Annotated in this window: 12 protein-coding genes; all 12 read left to right on the forward strand. The window is 56.9% G+C overall.

The genetic code is table 11. The features are described 5' to 3' along the window. Positions 1–33: 33 nt before the first annotated feature. On the forward strand, positions 34–1,317 hold the full coding sequence (gene tviB, locus NF681_03755; GenBank protein UST54339.1) for a Vi polysaccharide biosynthesis UDP-N-acetylglucosamine C-6 dehydrogenase TviB: 1,284 nt from the start codon (positions 34–36) through the stop codon (positions 1,315–1,317). Positions 1,318–1,346: 29 nt separating this feature from the next. Further along, on the forward strand, positions 1,347–2,399 hold the full coding sequence (locus tag NF681_03760; protein UST54340.1) for an NAD-dependent epimerase/dehydratase family protein: 1,053 nt from the start codon (positions 1,347–1,349) through the stop codon (positions 2,397–2,399). 67 nt (positions 2,400–2,466) lie between these two features. Next, positions 2,467–3,912: an oligosaccharide flippase family protein gene (locus NF681_03765; GenBank protein ID UST54341.1), complete on the forward strand. Its 1,446-nt coding sequence runs from the start codon at positions 2,467–2,469 to the stop codon at positions 3,910–3,912. Positions 3,913–4,066: 154 nt separating this feature from the next. Next, positions 4,067–5,164 carry a hypothetical protein gene (locus NF681_03770; GenBank protein ID UST54342.1) on the forward strand — a complete coding sequence of 366 codons (1,098 nt, stop codon included), beginning with the start codon at positions 4,067–4,069 and terminating at the stop codon, positions 5,162–5,164. Continuing rightward, positions 5,148–6,176, forward strand: coding sequence for a glycosyltransferase family 4 protein (locus NF681_03775; protein ID UST54343.1), 1,029 nt, complete (start codon positions 5,148–5,150; stop codon positions 6,174–6,176). Before NF681_03770 ends, NF681_03775 begins: the two co-directional genes overlap by 17 nt. A 66-nt stretch (positions 6,177–6,242) precedes the next feature. Next, a complete protein-coding gene (locus NF681_03780; GenBank protein UST54344.1) occupies positions 6,243–7,403 on the forward strand; it encodes a glycosyltransferase in 1,161 nt (386 codons plus the stop codon). A 116-nt stretch (positions 7,404–7,519) separates the two neighbouring features. Beyond that, the gene (asnB, locus tag NF681_03785; protein UST55852.1) at positions 7,520–9,496 is read left to right on the forward strand and encodes an asparagine synthase (glutamine-hydrolyzing); all 1,977 of its coding nucleotides are present in this window, start codon (positions 7,520–7,522) and stop codon (positions 9,494–9,496) included. An 18-nt stretch (positions 9,497–9,514) separates the two neighbouring features. Further along, positions 9,515–10,648 carry a glycosyltransferase family 4 protein gene (locus NF681_03790; protein UST54345.1) on the forward strand — a complete coding sequence of 378 codons (1,134 nt, stop codon included), beginning with the start codon at positions 9,515–9,517 and terminating at the stop codon, positions 10,646–10,648. Beyond that, entirely contained in the window at positions 10,645–11,589 is a 945-nt protein-coding gene (locus NF681_03795) for an SDR family oxidoreductase (protein ID UST54346.1), read from the forward strand. Before NF681_03790 ends, NF681_03795 begins: the two co-directional genes overlap by 4 nt. After that, on the forward strand, positions 11,586–12,146 hold the full coding sequence (locus NF681_03800; GenBank protein ID UST54347.1) for a sugar transferase: 561 nt from the start codon (positions 11,586–11,588) through the stop codon (positions 12,144–12,146). The genes NF681_03795 and NF681_03800 overlap by 4 nt, the downstream gene beginning before the upstream one ends. A 117-nt stretch (positions 12,147–12,263) precedes the next feature. Next, positions 12,264–12,632, forward strand: coding sequence for a VanZ family protein (locus NF681_03805; protein ID UST54348.1), 369 nt, complete (start codon positions 12,264–12,266; stop codon positions 12,630–12,632). A gap of 136 nt (positions 12,633–12,768) precedes the next feature. Further along, positions 12,769–14,745, forward strand: coding sequence for a polysaccharide biosynthesis protein (locus NF681_03810; protein ID UST54349.1), 1,977 nt, complete (start codon positions 12,769–12,771; stop codon positions 14,743–14,745). Positions 14,746–15,018 lie beyond the last annotated feature (273 nt).

The following is a 15,018-nucleotide window of genomic DNA, read 5'->3' on the forward strand; positions in this document are numbered from 1 at the left end:
GCTTCCCGCAAATTCAATTCATTCGATCAATTCATGAACGACATCAGCAATTCGGTGCCCATCGCCATCATCGGGCTGGGTTACGTCGGCCTTCCACTCGCGGTGGAATTCGGCAAGAAACGGCAGGTCATCGGTTTCGACATCCATGCCAGGCGGATTTCCGAATTGCAGGCCGGCCACGACCGCACCCTGGAAACCACGGCCGGGGAATTGAAGAACGCGACGCGCCTGTCCTTCACCTCGCATGCCGACGACCTGCGCGATTGCTCGGTCTTCATCGTCACGGTGCCCACGCCCATCGACAACGCCAACCGGCCCGACCTGACGCCGCTGATCAAGGCCAGCGAGACCGTCGGCAAGGTGATACACGACGGCGCCATCGTGATCTTCGAATCGACGGTGTATCCGGGCGCCACGGAGGAAGTGTGCGTGCCCCTGCTCGAAAAGTTCAGCGGCAAGAAATTCAACGTCGATTTCTTCTGCGGCTACAGCCCGGAGCGCATCAACCCCGGCGACAAGGAACACCGGCTGCCGAGCATCAAGAAGGTGACCAGCGGCAGCACCCCCGAAGTGGCCGAGACCGTGGACCGGCTCTATCGCGAAATCATCACCGCCGGCACGCACAAGGCCAGCAGCATCAAGGTGGCCGAGGCCGCCAAGGTGATCGAGAACACGCAGCGTGACGTCAATATCGCCCTGATGAACGAACTCAGCCTGATCTTCCACCGGCTGGGCATCGACACCCTGGAGGTGCTGCAGGCGGCGGGCACCAAGTGGAACTTCCTGCCGTTCCGTCCCGGCCTGGTGGGCGGGCACTGCATCGGCGTGGACCCGTACTACCTGACGCACAAGGCCGTCGAAGTGGGCTACCACCCCGAGGTCATCCTGGCAGGGCGCCGCATCAACGACAACATGGCGAGCCACGTGGCCGACCAGGTCGTGAAGCTGATGCTGCGCAAGGGCCTGCCCGTGCTGGGCAGCAAGGTGCTGGTGCTGGGGCTGACGTTCAAGGAGAACTGCCCCGACGTGCGCAACACCAAGGTCGTGGACATCGTGAAGACGCTCCAGGGCTACAACACCCGGGTCGATGTCTACGACCCGTGGATCAGCGTCGAGGACGCGGAACACGAGTACGGCCTGAAATGCCTGCACGAAGCGCCGGCCGCCGGCACCTACGACGCGGTGATCCTGGCCGTGAGCCATCACCAGTTCGTGACGTTGGGCGAGGCGGGGGTCAAGGCCTTCGGCAAGCCGGGCGCGGTGCTGTTCGACGTGAAGAGCCTGTTCCCGCTCGGCGCCGCCGACGGACGCCTTTGAACCATGACCCTTGCACCGGACCGCTTCCAATGACCACGGCCTACGAACAACTGAAGGCGCGGCTGCCGAACGAGCCGCGCACCTGGCTGGTGACCGGCGTCGCCGGCTTCATCGGCAGCAACCTGCTGGAGACCCTGCTGCTGCTCGACCAGCGCGTGGTGGGGCTGGACAACTTCGCGACGGGCTATCAGCGCAACCTCGACGAGGTGCAGGGCTTGGTCACGCCGCAGCAATGGAGCCGCTTTCATTTCATCGAAGGCGACATCTGCAACCTCGACGACTGCCGCCGCGCTTGCGAGGGCGTGGAATACGTCTTGCACCAGGCCGCATTGGGATCGGTTCCCCGAAGCCTGGCGAATCCGATCGCCACCAACGACACCAACATCGGCGGTTTCCTGAACATGCTTGTGGCCGCGCGCGACGCGAAGGTCACCAGTTTCACGTACGCGGCCAGCAGCAGCACCTACGGCGACCACCCTGCGTTGCCGAAGGTGGAGGACGTCATCGGCAAACCGCTGAGTCCGTATGCGGTGACCAAATACGTCAACGAGCTTTATGCGGATGTGTTCGCACGCTGCTACGACTTTAAGACCATTGGACTGCGTTATTTCAACGTATTCGGTCCTAGGCAAAACCCAAGCGGAGCTTATGCAGCGGTGATTCCTAAGTGGATCTCAAGCCTGATGCAAGGCGAACAGGTGTACATCAATGGCGATGGTGAGACCAGTCGCGACTTCTGCTTTATACAAAATGCTGTGCAAGCCAATCTTCTGGCGGCAACCACAAAAGAGACTGGTGCTAAAAATCAAATCTACAACGTCGCTGTAAGCGGCCGCACCACTTTAAATTCCTTGTTTTCACTCATTTGCAAGAACTTGAATAATTGCAATTTCAGAATTGATGCTCAGCCAATATACAGAGATTTCAGAGCAGGAGATGTTCGACATAGTCATGCGGCGATAGAGAAAGCATCTAGCCTTTTAGGCTATCAACCTAGTCATACTATTGAAAGTGGCATTCCACACGCCATGATGTGGTACATCAATCACGCAAATGATCCAACAAAATCATTAAAAGCTTAGATTTGAAAAAACTTAAAAACTAAAAATGCTTAATTAATAAAGCAAATAATTAATGCCAAACTAAAAAGTGTTTAAAACTTCGATTGCTTATTTTGCTATTCGTGCGCTTAATGGTGTTTTAGGATTGGCGACAGTATTTATACTTACTCGTCTGATGTCGGCCGCGCAATATGGCGCTTATGCGTTGAGCATGGCAACAATTGGACTCTGCGCCTCAATATTCTATCAATGGATCGCCGTCACCATAGCGCGGTTTTATTCGATATACGCAAAAGATCCAGCAGTATTGATAGCTGAAGGAAACAAACTTTTCTTCAGAGTTTCGCTATGTGTGTTTTTTGCGATAGCAGTGTATATTTCTTTTGCAGAGATGGAAACGCAAAAGATATGGCTCACAGTGGCCATCGCAGTAAGCGTCGTTGCTACTGGTTTGCATAATTTGGGGCTACAAATTGCAAATGCGAGCGGACGGCCGGCAAATTATGGTTTGCTGAGTATCACGCGAGGTGCATTCACTCTGTGCGCTGCCGTAGGACTAGTTCAATTAGGTTACGGCAGCACAGGGGCAGTTTTCGGTTTTGCAGTCGGAGGAGTCCTGTCTGTTGCGATTTTCAGGGTCAAGCGTCCAAAATTCACAGAAAAAAGCAATAAGACTCTTAGAAAAGAGATGATGGTCTATGGACTTCCTCTGACCTTGACATATGTCTCGACAATGATTCTGGATGTATCTGACAGATTCATGATTGGATGGTGGTTGGGAACACCAGCAGTTGCCGGATACGCTGCAGCTTATGACTTAACTCAGCAAGTCATAGGAGCCATTATGAATGTGCTTTTTCTAGCTAGTTACCCACGGATAACAGCTGCATGGGAAACTGGCGGTGTGTCAGCTGCCCGTGATGCAATGAGCCCATTATCACGAGCTATCTTGCTTGCCTCGCCACTACTAAGCGGAATTTTTATAGGAGGTGCAACTGAAATCTCAAATGCTGCTTTTGGAAAAGCTATAGCTTCAGAAGCAGCGAAAGTCATCCCGTGGACAGCATTTGCGATCACAGTTGCATGCTTCAAAAGCTATTACCTAGATGTTGCTTTCCAACTTGAAAAAGCAACAAAAACACAGCTTTATATTACTGCTTGCATGGCCATTTTAAATATATTATTAAATTTATTTCTAATAAACCGTTATGGGATATTGGGAGCCGCAATTTCTACAGCAGCAGCTTTTACATTCGGCGCAATGTTGAGTTGGCAATGTGGAAGAAAGCTGAATTTGTATTCAAGTCGAATGTTGGATCTTGCAAAACTACTCATAATTTTCTTTTTTATATTGATTGCCACAAGTTTTCTGCCAACAACAAGCTTTAGCAACGTTTTTAACGCTGCAATAAGTGTGACAGTTGGGGTTGTCTCTTACACTATTGGAATATTAATTTTTAATCCGATGAACATAAGATCTGCGGCGATTAGGCAAGCTTTAGTGCTGATGCGAAACAAAATTGCGAAGCACTGAGGCTATTTTTGTTTAATCCAAGTGATGAGATTTAAAAATTAAAGATAGAACTTTTATAATCGTTGCCGCACTTGCGGGGTTGTTTATTCCTACGTCGAACGAAGGAGAGATATCTAATTTTCTTTCCATACTGAACTTTCTGATACCTGCATTTTTGCTATCACTCACTTTTAGATTTAATGGGTGGCAGTTGCGTCGCTTGGGCTATGTGATTTTGCTAATGGCAATGATGTTGCTATTCACAGTAACTTCGCCTTTTTCTTATATTGCATGGGGTGGCATGGCGCCTTATATCTTAGCTTCAGCCATCCTACTCACGGATTTCAAAACTTCTCAATACATATCAGATATCAAAATAGACAAAAGTTTAATAAGAACATTGTTTCTTATAAACATAGTAATATTTTTGCTTGGATTTGGAATTTTGACTGAACAATCTTTGTTGGTTGAAGTTATCCAGCGCAACTACCAATCTCTGAATGAAGAACTCTACGAGCAAATGATAGTTTGGAACTCCAAGCCTGTAACTGTCTTTGGTTCGCATTCCACTGCTGCATTGGCATATTTCTGTTTGTTTGCTATCAATTTCAAGCTCTTTCGCAATGTTAATCTATCAAGCTTTTGGAGAGGAATATATCTCCTCTTTGCAGCAGGATTTCTAATATTAAATTGGCTGTTGATATCAAATACATCAGTAGCAATGACGGCATTTGTAGTCCTTTTCTTTTCAATGGCTTTGATAAGAAAACTTTCGAAAAATACCAAAGTTATTCTTTTTGTAATCGGCCTGGCATCTATTCTTGTGATTATTGCTGATGTTGGTTTTTTCTATTCCATGTTTGGCGGTTCTGATGCCAATGGTTTTCTTGGCAGATATTCCTCAGGAGGACGGCTGCAAAGCACGTACAACTACTTAATTGATAACAATTTCATGCCAATAGGGTTTTCCTATTCGGCTGGAATTGGTTTGGGAGACAATTTCATCGCAGAATACATAATAAAAGCTTCGTTTTTTGGGTATTTTATTATATTGTTTCTTCTATGGACTTGGTTTAGACGTCATTTAAGTCAATACAGAGCGTTGGCTTTTTTTGTATTTATCGTGCTTGCAGACTTTGCGTACCCTTTGCTTGTATACAGCCGAATCGCCGCTGTTATCCCGTTTTATGTATTGATGTGGCAAAGAATAGATTCGGGTGTTTTTCTTGTTCGAGAATCTGATAATCAGATAGAGCATGAAAACGAAAAATAAAAAAATCAAAATATTGGGAATCACGCAGGGCGCTGATGTTCCTAGCACCAGATTCAGATGGTCTCAATATGGCGAAGATTTAATTAGCGAAAATTTCGAAGTCTCTGAAGCCGCAAGCAAGTGCGGCGCTTATCCGCCTGCATCACATGGTTGGCGTCCTGTCTGGTTTGGTGCTGCATGCGTAGAAAATCTCGGCCGTGTTTTTCGCTCAAATAAATTTGATTTGACTTTTCTGCAAAGAAATTTGATATCAACATTGTTTAGCTTGGAAAGCATGATAAAAAAACCATTTGTTTTTGACGTGGATGATGCTATCTTTTTAGGTGCTCGAGGGAAAAATGCAAACCGCATAGCGCGGATTTCATCGTTGACCATATGCGGCAACAACTTTCTGGCAAATCATTTCGCTGATTATGGATCTGTAGTTGTTTTGCCTACGGCTGTCGACGCATCACGTTTTGTTCCGCTTGATCATATAAGTGGATTTCAAAAAGTTATAGGTTGGTCTGGATCTTCATCGGGGTTTAAATACTTGTATGAAATCGAACCGGCAATTTCCAAAATTCTCAAAAAGTATCCAGATAGCATTCTTAAAATAGTTTCTGATAAAGCGCCATTATTCAAAAGTATATCTAGTAGTAAGGTTGTTTATGAGCCCTGGAGTGTAGAAAGAGAAGTTGCTGTGCTTCAGGAATTTTCAGTGGGAATAATGCCGCTTGAAAATAGCTTATGGGCCCGCGGGAAATGTAGTTTCAAAATGTTGACATATATGTCAGTCGGAATTCCTGTTGTAGTTTCTCCAGTCGGAATGAACTCAGAGGTCCTTGCTCAAGCCCATTGCGGATTTGGCCCTAGAAATCATGATGAATGGGTAGATTCAATTTCCTCCTTACTAGAAAATCCTACATTGTCTAAATCAATGGGGGCATGCGGACGAAAATTAATAGAAACTAATTATTCCAAGAAAGTTATTGGACCAAAACTATCTTTAATTCTTAAGTCGCAGATCTGATGTTTATCTAGATGCTATTATTTGAAGAAAAACATAGTTTTTGATTTTGGAAAAGCTTAATTTCTAATGACTGAAATATTGCATGTGATTACTGGTCTGGGAAATGGTGGCGCGGAAGCTGTTTTATTCCGATTAATTGAAATGGATCGATCAAGTGGAAATAAGCATCGCGTAATATCTCTCACGGACCGCGGTAAATATGCAGACAAGCTAGAATGTATCGGTGTATCTGTTCACATTTTGAATTTTCCTCGAGGTCGAGTCACTATTTCTAAATTCTTAAAGCTCTTAAGAATTTTGAAAGTTACTAAGCCTGACGTTGTTCAAACTTGGATGTATCATGCGGATCTGATCGGTGGAATTGCGGCGCGCTTGACAGGTATCAGCTCCATTGTCTGGGGAATCCGACATGCGAATCTAGATCCTGCTCACAACAGTGCAGGCACATTGCGTGTCGTTCGCATATGTGCACGCCTTTCGCGGTGGGTGCCAAAAAAGATCATTACTTGTTCTGAAGAAGCCATGCGACTGCATCGGGCAGCAGGCTACCAAGCCGAAAAATTCGTGCAGATTCCCAATGGTTACAGTATGGACCGCCTGACCCCGGATGTTTTGAAGCGCCATACTGTTCGAACCGAGTTGAATGTCACGCCAGATGCATTTGTTTTAGGTATGGTGGCGCGTTTCGACGTTCAAAAGGATCATAGGAACCTGATTCGAGCATTGGGACTGCTCAAGGCCCGTGGTATTCAATTTACTTGTCTTCTCGTCGGCGTCGGCGTCGGCGTCGGCGTCGGCATCGAAGCAGGGAACAGCATTCTGCGTGGTTGGATCGACCAAGCCGGAATTTCCGACAATGTCAGATTATTGGGTCCTCGCAACGACATTCCTGCGCTTATGAATGCGATGGACGTCCATGTACTTTCAAGCTTAGGTGAAGCTTTCCCCAACGTGCTTGCAGAAGCCATGGCCTGTGGAACGCCATGCGTGACGACCGACGTCGGCGATGCCAGTGTCATCGTCGGCGGAAACGGTTGGGTAGTCGCTCCACAGGACGCACAAGCCCTGGCCAACGGATTGGCGAAAGCCTACGATGCTTTCTCGAAAAACAAGCAAGACTGGGAAAAGCTCCAATCCGCCTGTCGTGCTCACATCATGGCTAATTTTGAATTGCAATTAATGTGCAAGCGATATCGGCAAGTATGGAAGGCCTGCATGCAGGATTAGAAGCTGGGATCGCTCAGTGCAATGACGCACGAGTTTCGATCACTCACACATTCATCGACCAACAACAAGATTTCCAGCGCGGCGATGTTCCGCTGGAGCAAACAGGATCACTGGAAATGTGTGGACTTGCAGGTTTTTTGGGGGGGCAATGGCCCGGCGACACCGCGTCGCCGCGTCTGAACGCCATGACAGATGCGATCTCGCGGCGCGGGCCGGATGCCGACGGGCAATGGCTTGATGCTGACGCCGTTGTCGGTCTCGGGCACCGGCGTCTCTCGATCGTCGATCTGTCCGACGCAGGCGCGCAACCAATGTTGTCCCCCAAGGGCCGGTATGTCATCGCATTCAATGGCGAGATCTACAACCACACGGATCTGCGCGACCAGTTGGACGCGCAAGATCGCGCTCCGGCATGGAGAGGGCATTCGGATACTGAAACGCTGCTCGCCGGTTTCGATGCTTGGGGGATCCGCGCCACGATCGAACGCGCCATCGGCATGTTCGCCTTCGCCGTATGGGATCGGCAGTCGCGCACGCTCACGCTTGCGCGCGATCGCATGGGCGAAAAACCACTCTATTACGGCTGGCAAGGCGCGGGTCGCGCAGCAGTCTTTCTTTTCGGCTCGGAATTGAAGGCTCTGCGTTCTCATCCGGCATTTGGTGCGCCGATCGATCGCGATGCGCTTTGCCTGTTCATGCGACACAACAACGTAGGCGGCGCGCACTCCATCTACGCAGGCATCCGCAAGTTGCTGCCGGGCAATCTGCTGACCGTGTCGCAGGCCGCACCAGAGCCCATTCTTCAAAGCTATTGGTCGAACGTGACAGCGGCGCAACAAGGCGTGGCGCATCGGTTCGAGGGTGGCCCAAAGGAGGCGGTCGATGCATTGGAGACCCTGCTCAAGGACGCGGTTCGCCGGCAGATGATGGCTGACGTGCCGCTCGGCGCGTTCCTCTCGGGAGGCATCGATTCCTCAACCATCGTCGCATTGATGCAGACGCAGACCTCTCGTCCGGTCAAGACCTTCTCGATCGGCTTTCACGAGGCGGCATACAACGAAGCAGAGCATGCCAAGGCGGTCGCTGGACATCTGGGCACTGACCATACGGAGATGTATGTGTCGCCAGATCAGGCGTTGGCCGTCATCCCGGACTTGCCGAAGCTGTATTGCGAGCCTTTCGCCGATTCGTCTCAGATTCCGACGTTCCTGGTCAGCCAGCTTGCGCGTCGCCACGTGACCGTGTCGCTCTCAGGAGATGCTGGGGACGAACTTTTCTGTGGCTACAACCGCTATGTATTGACTTCGAACTTGTGGAGCAAGCTGTCAGCAGTGCCGTTGCCCTTGCGACGGGGAGTGGCGCGCCTACTGACGACTTTTTCGCCCGAGCACCTGAATCGTCTGTCCGCCAGCACGTCGCTCTCACGTCGTTGGACCAACGTGGGGGACAAACTGCACAAGGGCGCCAACGTCATGACTGCCGAGTCGGCAGCCCATCTCTACAGGAGCATGGTCTCGCAATGGTCGCATCCTGAGGATGTGGTGCTTGGCGGCCGCGAGCCGGACACTCCTCTCAATGCGCCGGCATCCTCCCTGTCGGGGCTGACCGATGTCGAACGCATGATGGCCCTCGACCTCCAGACTTATCTGCCCGACGACATCCTGACCAAGGTCGATCGGGCCGCAATGGGCGTGAGCCTGGAGACGCGTGTCCCTTTCCTCGATCACCGCGTCGTGGAGTTCGCATGGCAACTGCCCATGCAATACAAGCTGCAGCGGGAAGGCAAGCGTTGCACGACCAAGTGGGCGCTCAGGGAGGTACTGTTTCGCCATGTGCCCAAGGCATTGATCGAGCGGCCCAAGATGGGCTTCGGCGTGCCCATCGACAGCTGGCTGCGTGGTCCGTTGCGGGCCTGGGCGGAAGACCTCTTGAGCGAGTCGCGCCTGAAGCGCGAGGGATTTTTCAATGCCGCCGTGATCCGGCAGAAGTGGACGGAACATCTGAGCGGTCAACGCAATTGGCAGCATCAGCTCTGGTGCGTGTTGATGTTCCAGGGTTGGCTGGACGAGCACATGAAACCGGTGCGCTCGTGACCCGTTGCTGACCACACCATGTCGAAAAAGATCCTCCTGTTCGTCGTCAACGTCGATTGGTTCTTCACGTCGCACAGACTGCCCATCGCACTGGCGGCGCGGAAGGAAGGCTACGAGGTACACATCGCCACCGGCATCACCACCAAGGGCGATGAATTGCGTCGCAGCGGTCTGGTCGTCCATGAACTGAAGCTCAGGCGCGACGGCACTTCGCTGTTCAACGGCTTCTCATCGCTGTGGCAGCTGATCGGCTTGTTCCGTTCGATCAGGCCGCAGGTGGTGCATCTGGTGACGATCAAGCCCGTCCTGCTGGGCGGCATCGCGGCACGCCTGACGGGCATGCCTGCGGTGGTCGCCGCGGTGTCGGGCCTCGGCTATGTGTTCACGGCGCGAGGCATGGCGGCACACCTGCGGCGCTGGGGCATCGCCCAGGTCTATCGGGTCGCCTTGTCGAACCCTCGGCTCAAGGTGATCTTCCAGAACGAGGACGACCGGCGCATCCTGTGCCGTTTCGCTCGGCTGGACCCGGCGCGGTCGATCCTGGTGCGCGGCTCGGGCGTCGATCTGCGCGACTACCACCTGTCGCCGTTGCCCCCTGGCGTGCCCGTGGTGCTGATGGCGGCGCGCCTGCTGCGGGACAAGGGCGTGGACGAGTTCATCGAGGCGGCACGGCAACTGCGCGCACGCGGGCTGGTCGCGCGTTACGTGCTGGTCGGCTCGACCGACGAGGCCAACCCGACCAGCCTGACGCAGGAGCGGCTGGCCGTCGTCGCCAAGGAAGGCGTCGTGGAACTGTGGGGCCATCGCACCGACATGCCCGACGTGCTGTCCCAGGCCGCCATCGTGGTGCTGCCGTCCTACCGTGAGGGCCTGCCCAAGGTGCTGATCGAAGCCGCCGCATGCGGCCGGCCGGTGGTCACCACCGACGTTCCGGGTTGCCGCGATGCGATCGTGGCCGACACGACCGGGCTGCTGGTGCCGGTGCGCGATGCGGTCGCCCTCGCAAGCGCCATCGAGCGCCTCGTCGCCAGTCCCGGCCTGTGCCGCGACATGGGCGTCGCCGGACGCCGACTGGCTGAATCGGCGTTCGACCTGACGACGGTGGTCGACGCGCACCTGAACCTCTATGAAGAAATGGCGCCCACGTCATGAAAGTCCTGATCACCGGCGCCAATGGCTTCGTCGGCCATGCCGTCTGGCGCCGGCTCGACACGGAGCCCGGCATCAAGGCCGTGGGGAGCGTGCGAACACCCGATGTGGCCCGTCGCAATCCGCACTGGTCGTCCGTGGGAGAACTCACGGGACAGACGGACTGGTCGGCGACGGTGGCGGGGGTGGACGTGGTGGTGCACACGGCGGCGCGCGTGCACGTGCTCGACGATGCGGCGGCCGACCCGCTGGCCGAGTTCCGGCGCGTCAATGTCGAGGGCACGCTGCGGCTCGCTTCGCAGGCGGCGGCGGCCGGGGTCGGGCGGTTCGTGTTCGTCAGCTCGGTGAAGGTGAACGGCGAATCGACGCCGGGCGGGCGTCCGTTCACCGCCGACGACTCACCAGCGCCGCTGGACGCCTACGGCATGTCCAAGGACGAAGCGGAACGGGCACTGCGCGAACTGTCGGCGCGCACCGGCATGGAGCTCGTCATCGTGCGGCCGCCGCTGGTCTACGGGCCGGGCGTCAAGGCCAACTTCGCTTCGATGATGCGATGGCTGGGACGTGGCGTGCCCTTGCCGCTGGGCGCGGTGGACAACCGCCGCAGCCTGGTCGCGCTGGACAATCTCGTCGATCTGCTGGTCACGTGCCTGCGGCATCCGGCGGCGGCCGGGCAGACCTTCCTCGTGTCCGATGGCGAGGACGTCTCCACCACGCAATTGCTGCGCCGCATGGGTGCGGCGCTGGGACGTCCGGCGCGGTTGTTGCCGGTGCCGCCGTCGTGGCTCGAATGGGGCGCGGCGCGTGTCGGCAAGGGCGACGTGGCACGGCGCCTGTGCGGCTCGCTGCAGGTCGACATCGCCAAAACGCGCGACGTGCTCGGCTGGCGCCCGCCGTTGTCGTTGGACGAGGGGTTGAGGAAAGCGGCCGGAGGCGTGGCATGAAGCGGGTCTTCGATCTGGCACTGGCGCTGCTGGCAGCGGCGTTGCTGGCGTTGCCGGTGATCGTGGTGGCGGTGCTGGTGCGCCTGACGTCGCCGGGTCCGGCGTTGTACTGGTCGGACCGCGTGGGCCGTGGCAACCGGATCTTCCGCATGCCCAAGTTCCGCAGCATGCGCGTGGGCACGCCGGCCGTCGCGACGCACCTGCTTGCCGATGCCCGTTCGCACCTCACACCCATCGGCGGTTTCCTGCGCAAGAGCAGCCTGGACGAACTGCCGCAGCTGTGGAGCATCCTGGTCGGCGACATGAGCTTCGTCGGCCCGCGCCCCGCACTGTTCAATCAGGACGACCTGATCGCCCTGCGCACGCAGCTCGGCGTCGACGCATTGGTGCCGGGGCTGACCGGTTGGGCACAGGTCAACGGTCGCGACGAGTTGCCGATCCCTGAAAAAGTCAGGCTCGATGCGCAATACCTGCAGCGCCGGTCGCTCACGTTCGACCTCCGGATTCTCTGGATGACGTTCGTCAAGGTCCTGCGGCGCGACGGTGTCTCCCACTGACCCGCGTCGATCGGCGTGGCGTGCGCGCACATGGCGGGTGCCATCGTGGCGTTGTGAAAGCCTGCGCACCTGACAAGACCCTCAATCCGTTTTTCTCACTTTCATTCGTACCGGCCCATGACGACCTCGCTTTCTTCCCACCTCAAACCCTGGCGCATCCTGCTCGCCATCGCCATGCTCGTCATCCTCGTCCTGAGCCTGATGCCGCCTTCGTCGGACCTGCCCACCACGGGTTGGGACAAGAGCAACCACATGCTCGGCTTCGCGCTGCTGGGGCTGCTCGGGGTGCGGGGCTGGCCGGTGCGCGCGGTGCCGGCGCTGGTGCTGCTGCTGGCCTATGGCGGCCTGATCGAGATCCTGCAGTGGCTCACACCCTACCGGTCGGCGGAATGGGCCGACCTGGGCGCCGACGGCGTCGGGCTGGTGCTGGGCCTGGTCCTCGCTCGCCTGAGCCTCAAGTTCGCGGAAGGTAGAAAGAAGGGCTAAAGCGAAAGTTTTATAGAACTTGGACCCGGACGAAAAGAGCGAAATTTCATCAAGGATGCAACAGCAGAAAGGAAGTGTTGCTTCACATTCGATTGACAATATTCAGCTCAAACACCAGAGGCCAAGGTTTTCGTTCGTGATCCATCGTTCTGCAAAGGTACTTCTGGGCCTGTCGCGACCCGTGAAAAGATCCCTGGCGCTGGTGGTCGACGCGGCACTCTGCGTGCTCTGCGTCTGGCTGGCGCTCAGCCTGCGCTACGAGGCATGGACGCCCATCCGCGACGAGCAGTGGTTCGCGGTGGCGATCGCCGTCGCGCTGGCGCTGCCGCTGTTCGTGGTGACGGGACAGTACCGCGCGATCTTTCGCTACTCGGGTGTCGCCGCCCTGATGTCGATGACGTGGGCCTGCGGTGCCTTCGGGGTCACCTACCTGCTGATCTTCGGCGTGCTGGGCGTGCAATCGGTGCCGCGCAGCCTGGGCCTGCTGGTGCCCATGATGCTGTTCTTCACGATCGGTTTGTCGCGGCTGGTGGCGCGCTACTGGCTCGGCGGGATGTACCTCGGCATCCTGCGGCGCAAGGCCCGCGCGCAGGTCGTCATCTACGGCGCGGGCAGCGCGGGGCGGGAGCTGGCCGCGGTGCTGGCGCTCAACCCGGACATGGCCCTGCGCGCGTTCGTCGACGACTGCCGCCAGCTCCAGGGCCGGAGCCTGCGCGGCGTGGACATCCGTCCGCTGCCGTGGCTCAAGGCCCACGCGGCCCGGCTGGGCGTGACCGACGTGCTGCTGGCCATGCCGTCGGCCAGCCACGCGCGCCGCGCGGAGATCCTGAACGAACTGCTGCCGCTGGGCCTGCACGTGCGCACGCTGCCGGCCATGGCCGACCTGATCAACGGCCGGGTCCGCATGCAGGACCTGCTGGAGGTCGACATCGAGGACCTGCTGGGGCGCGACCCGGTGGCGCCGGACGCCGAGCTGCTGCGCCGCCACATCGGCGCCCAGGTCGTGCTGGTGACGGGCGCGGGCGGCTCCATCGGCAGCGAGCTGTGCCGCCAGATCGTCAAGCTGCGTCCGGTGACGCTGCTGCTGGTGGAACTGAGCGAATACGCGCTCTACGCCATCCACCAGGAGCTGGAGAAGATGGCCACGGGCGTGCGCGTGCTGCCGCTGCTGGCGTCGGTGCGCGACACCGCGCGCATGCGTGAGATCATGCGGACCTGGCAGCCCGACACGGTCTACCACGCCGCCGCCTACAAGCACGTGCCCATGGTGGAACACAACCCCGTGGAGGGCGTGCGCAACAACGCCCTGGGCACGCTGACGACGGCGCGCGTGGCGATGGAATGCCGGGTGCGCCAGTTCGTGCTGGTGAGCACCGACAAGGCCGTGCGGCCGACCAACGTCATGGGCGCGAGCAAGCGCGCCGCCGAACTGGCGCTGCAGGGCCTGGCGCAATGCTCGACGGGCACGCGGTTCTCGATGGTGCGCTTCGGCAACGTGCTGGGGTCGAGCGGGTCGGTGGTGCCGCTGTTCCGCCGGCAGATCGAGGCGGGTGGCCCGATCACGCTGACGCACGCCGACATCACGCGCTACTTCATGACGATTCCCGAAGCGGCGCAGCTCGTGATCCAGGCCGGCGCGATGGCGCGCGGCGGCGACGTGTTCGTGCTCGACATGGGCCAGCCGGTGCGCATCATCGATCTGGCGCGGCGCCTGGTCGAACTCTCCGGCCGCACGGTGCGCGATGCCCAGCAGCCCGACGGCGACATCGAATTGCACGTCACGGGCCTTCGTCCCGGCGAGAAGCTCTACGAGGAACTGCTGATCGGCGACAACGCGCTGCCGACGTCGCACCCGCGCGTGATGAAGGCGCACGAGGACTGCCCGCCCTGGGCCGAACTCTCCCGCATGTTCGAACAGCTCGAAGCCGCGCTCGACGCCAGCGACGTGCCACGCGTGAAGCAGGTGCTCCAGTTCATGCTGCCGGGCTACCAGCCGCTGCCCGAAGTGGTCGATTGGGTGCACGTGGAGCGGGCGATGCGGCGCGCCGCCGTACCGGCCGTCCCCGTGGACGCGCGAGCCGATCTGGCGATGGCTGGCGAGGGGGCTCGCTAGCCAGCGAGCCGGGAAGCCGGGAACCCGGGAAGACGGGGCAGGAAGACGGCAGGGGTGGCCTGCGCTGCGTGAACAGCAGGGCATCGATCAGCGCCTTGCGCGCCAGGAAGTCCCGGCCGCATGTCCGGCAGCGGTAGGCCCTGTAGCCGCGCAGCAGGCGCATCCAGAATCGACGCCTGAGGCGATCGACGGCCAGCGGCGCGCAGCCGCACCCCGATTTCAGGGTCTTCATCTTTCTCCTCTCCCTGCGACATGTCTCCAGGCCTGGAGACC

Source organism: Comamonadaceae bacterium OTU4NAUVB1, assembly GCA_024372625.1.
Classification (GTDB): Bacteria; Pseudomonadota; Gammaproteobacteria; order Burkholderiales; family Burkholderiaceae_C; genus Variovorax.

What these genes read in the sequence shown, in the direction of transcription:
- tviB (UST54339.1), top strand. Translation starts at nt 34, where the DNA reads ATGAACGACATCAGCAATTCGGTGCCCATCGCCATCATCGGGCTGGGT.
- NF681_03760 (UST54340.1), top strand. Translation starts at nt 1,347, where the DNA reads ATGACCACGGCCTACGAACAACTGAAGGCGCGGCTGCCGAACGAGCCG.
- NF681_03775 (UST54343.1), top strand. Translation starts at nt 5,148, where the DNA reads ATGAAAACGAAAAATAAAAAAATCAAAATATTGGGAATCACGCAGGGC.
- NF681_03780 (UST54344.1), top strand. Translation starts at nt 6,243, where the DNA reads ATGACTGAAATATTGCATGTGATTACTGGTCTGGGAAATGGTGGCGCG.
- asnB (UST55852.1), top strand. Translation starts at nt 7,520, where the DNA reads ATGTGTGGACTTGCAGGTTTTTTGGGGGGGCAATGGCCCGGCGACACC.
- NF681_03790 (UST54345.1), top strand. Translation starts at nt 9,515, where the DNA reads ATGTCGAAAAAGATCCTCCTGTTCGTCGTCAACGTCGATTGGTTCTTC.
- NF681_03795 (UST54346.1), top strand. Translation starts at nt 10,645, where the DNA reads ATGAAAGTCCTGATCACCGGCGCCAATGGCTTCGTCGGCCATGCCGTC.
- NF681_03800 (UST54347.1), top strand. Translation starts at nt 11,586, where the DNA reads ATGAAGCGGGTCTTCGATCTGGCACTGGCGCTGCTGGCAGCGGCGTTG.
- NF681_03805 (UST54348.1), top strand. Translation starts at nt 12,264, where the DNA reads ATGACGACCTCGCTTTCTTCCCACCTCAAACCCTGGCGCATCCTGCTC.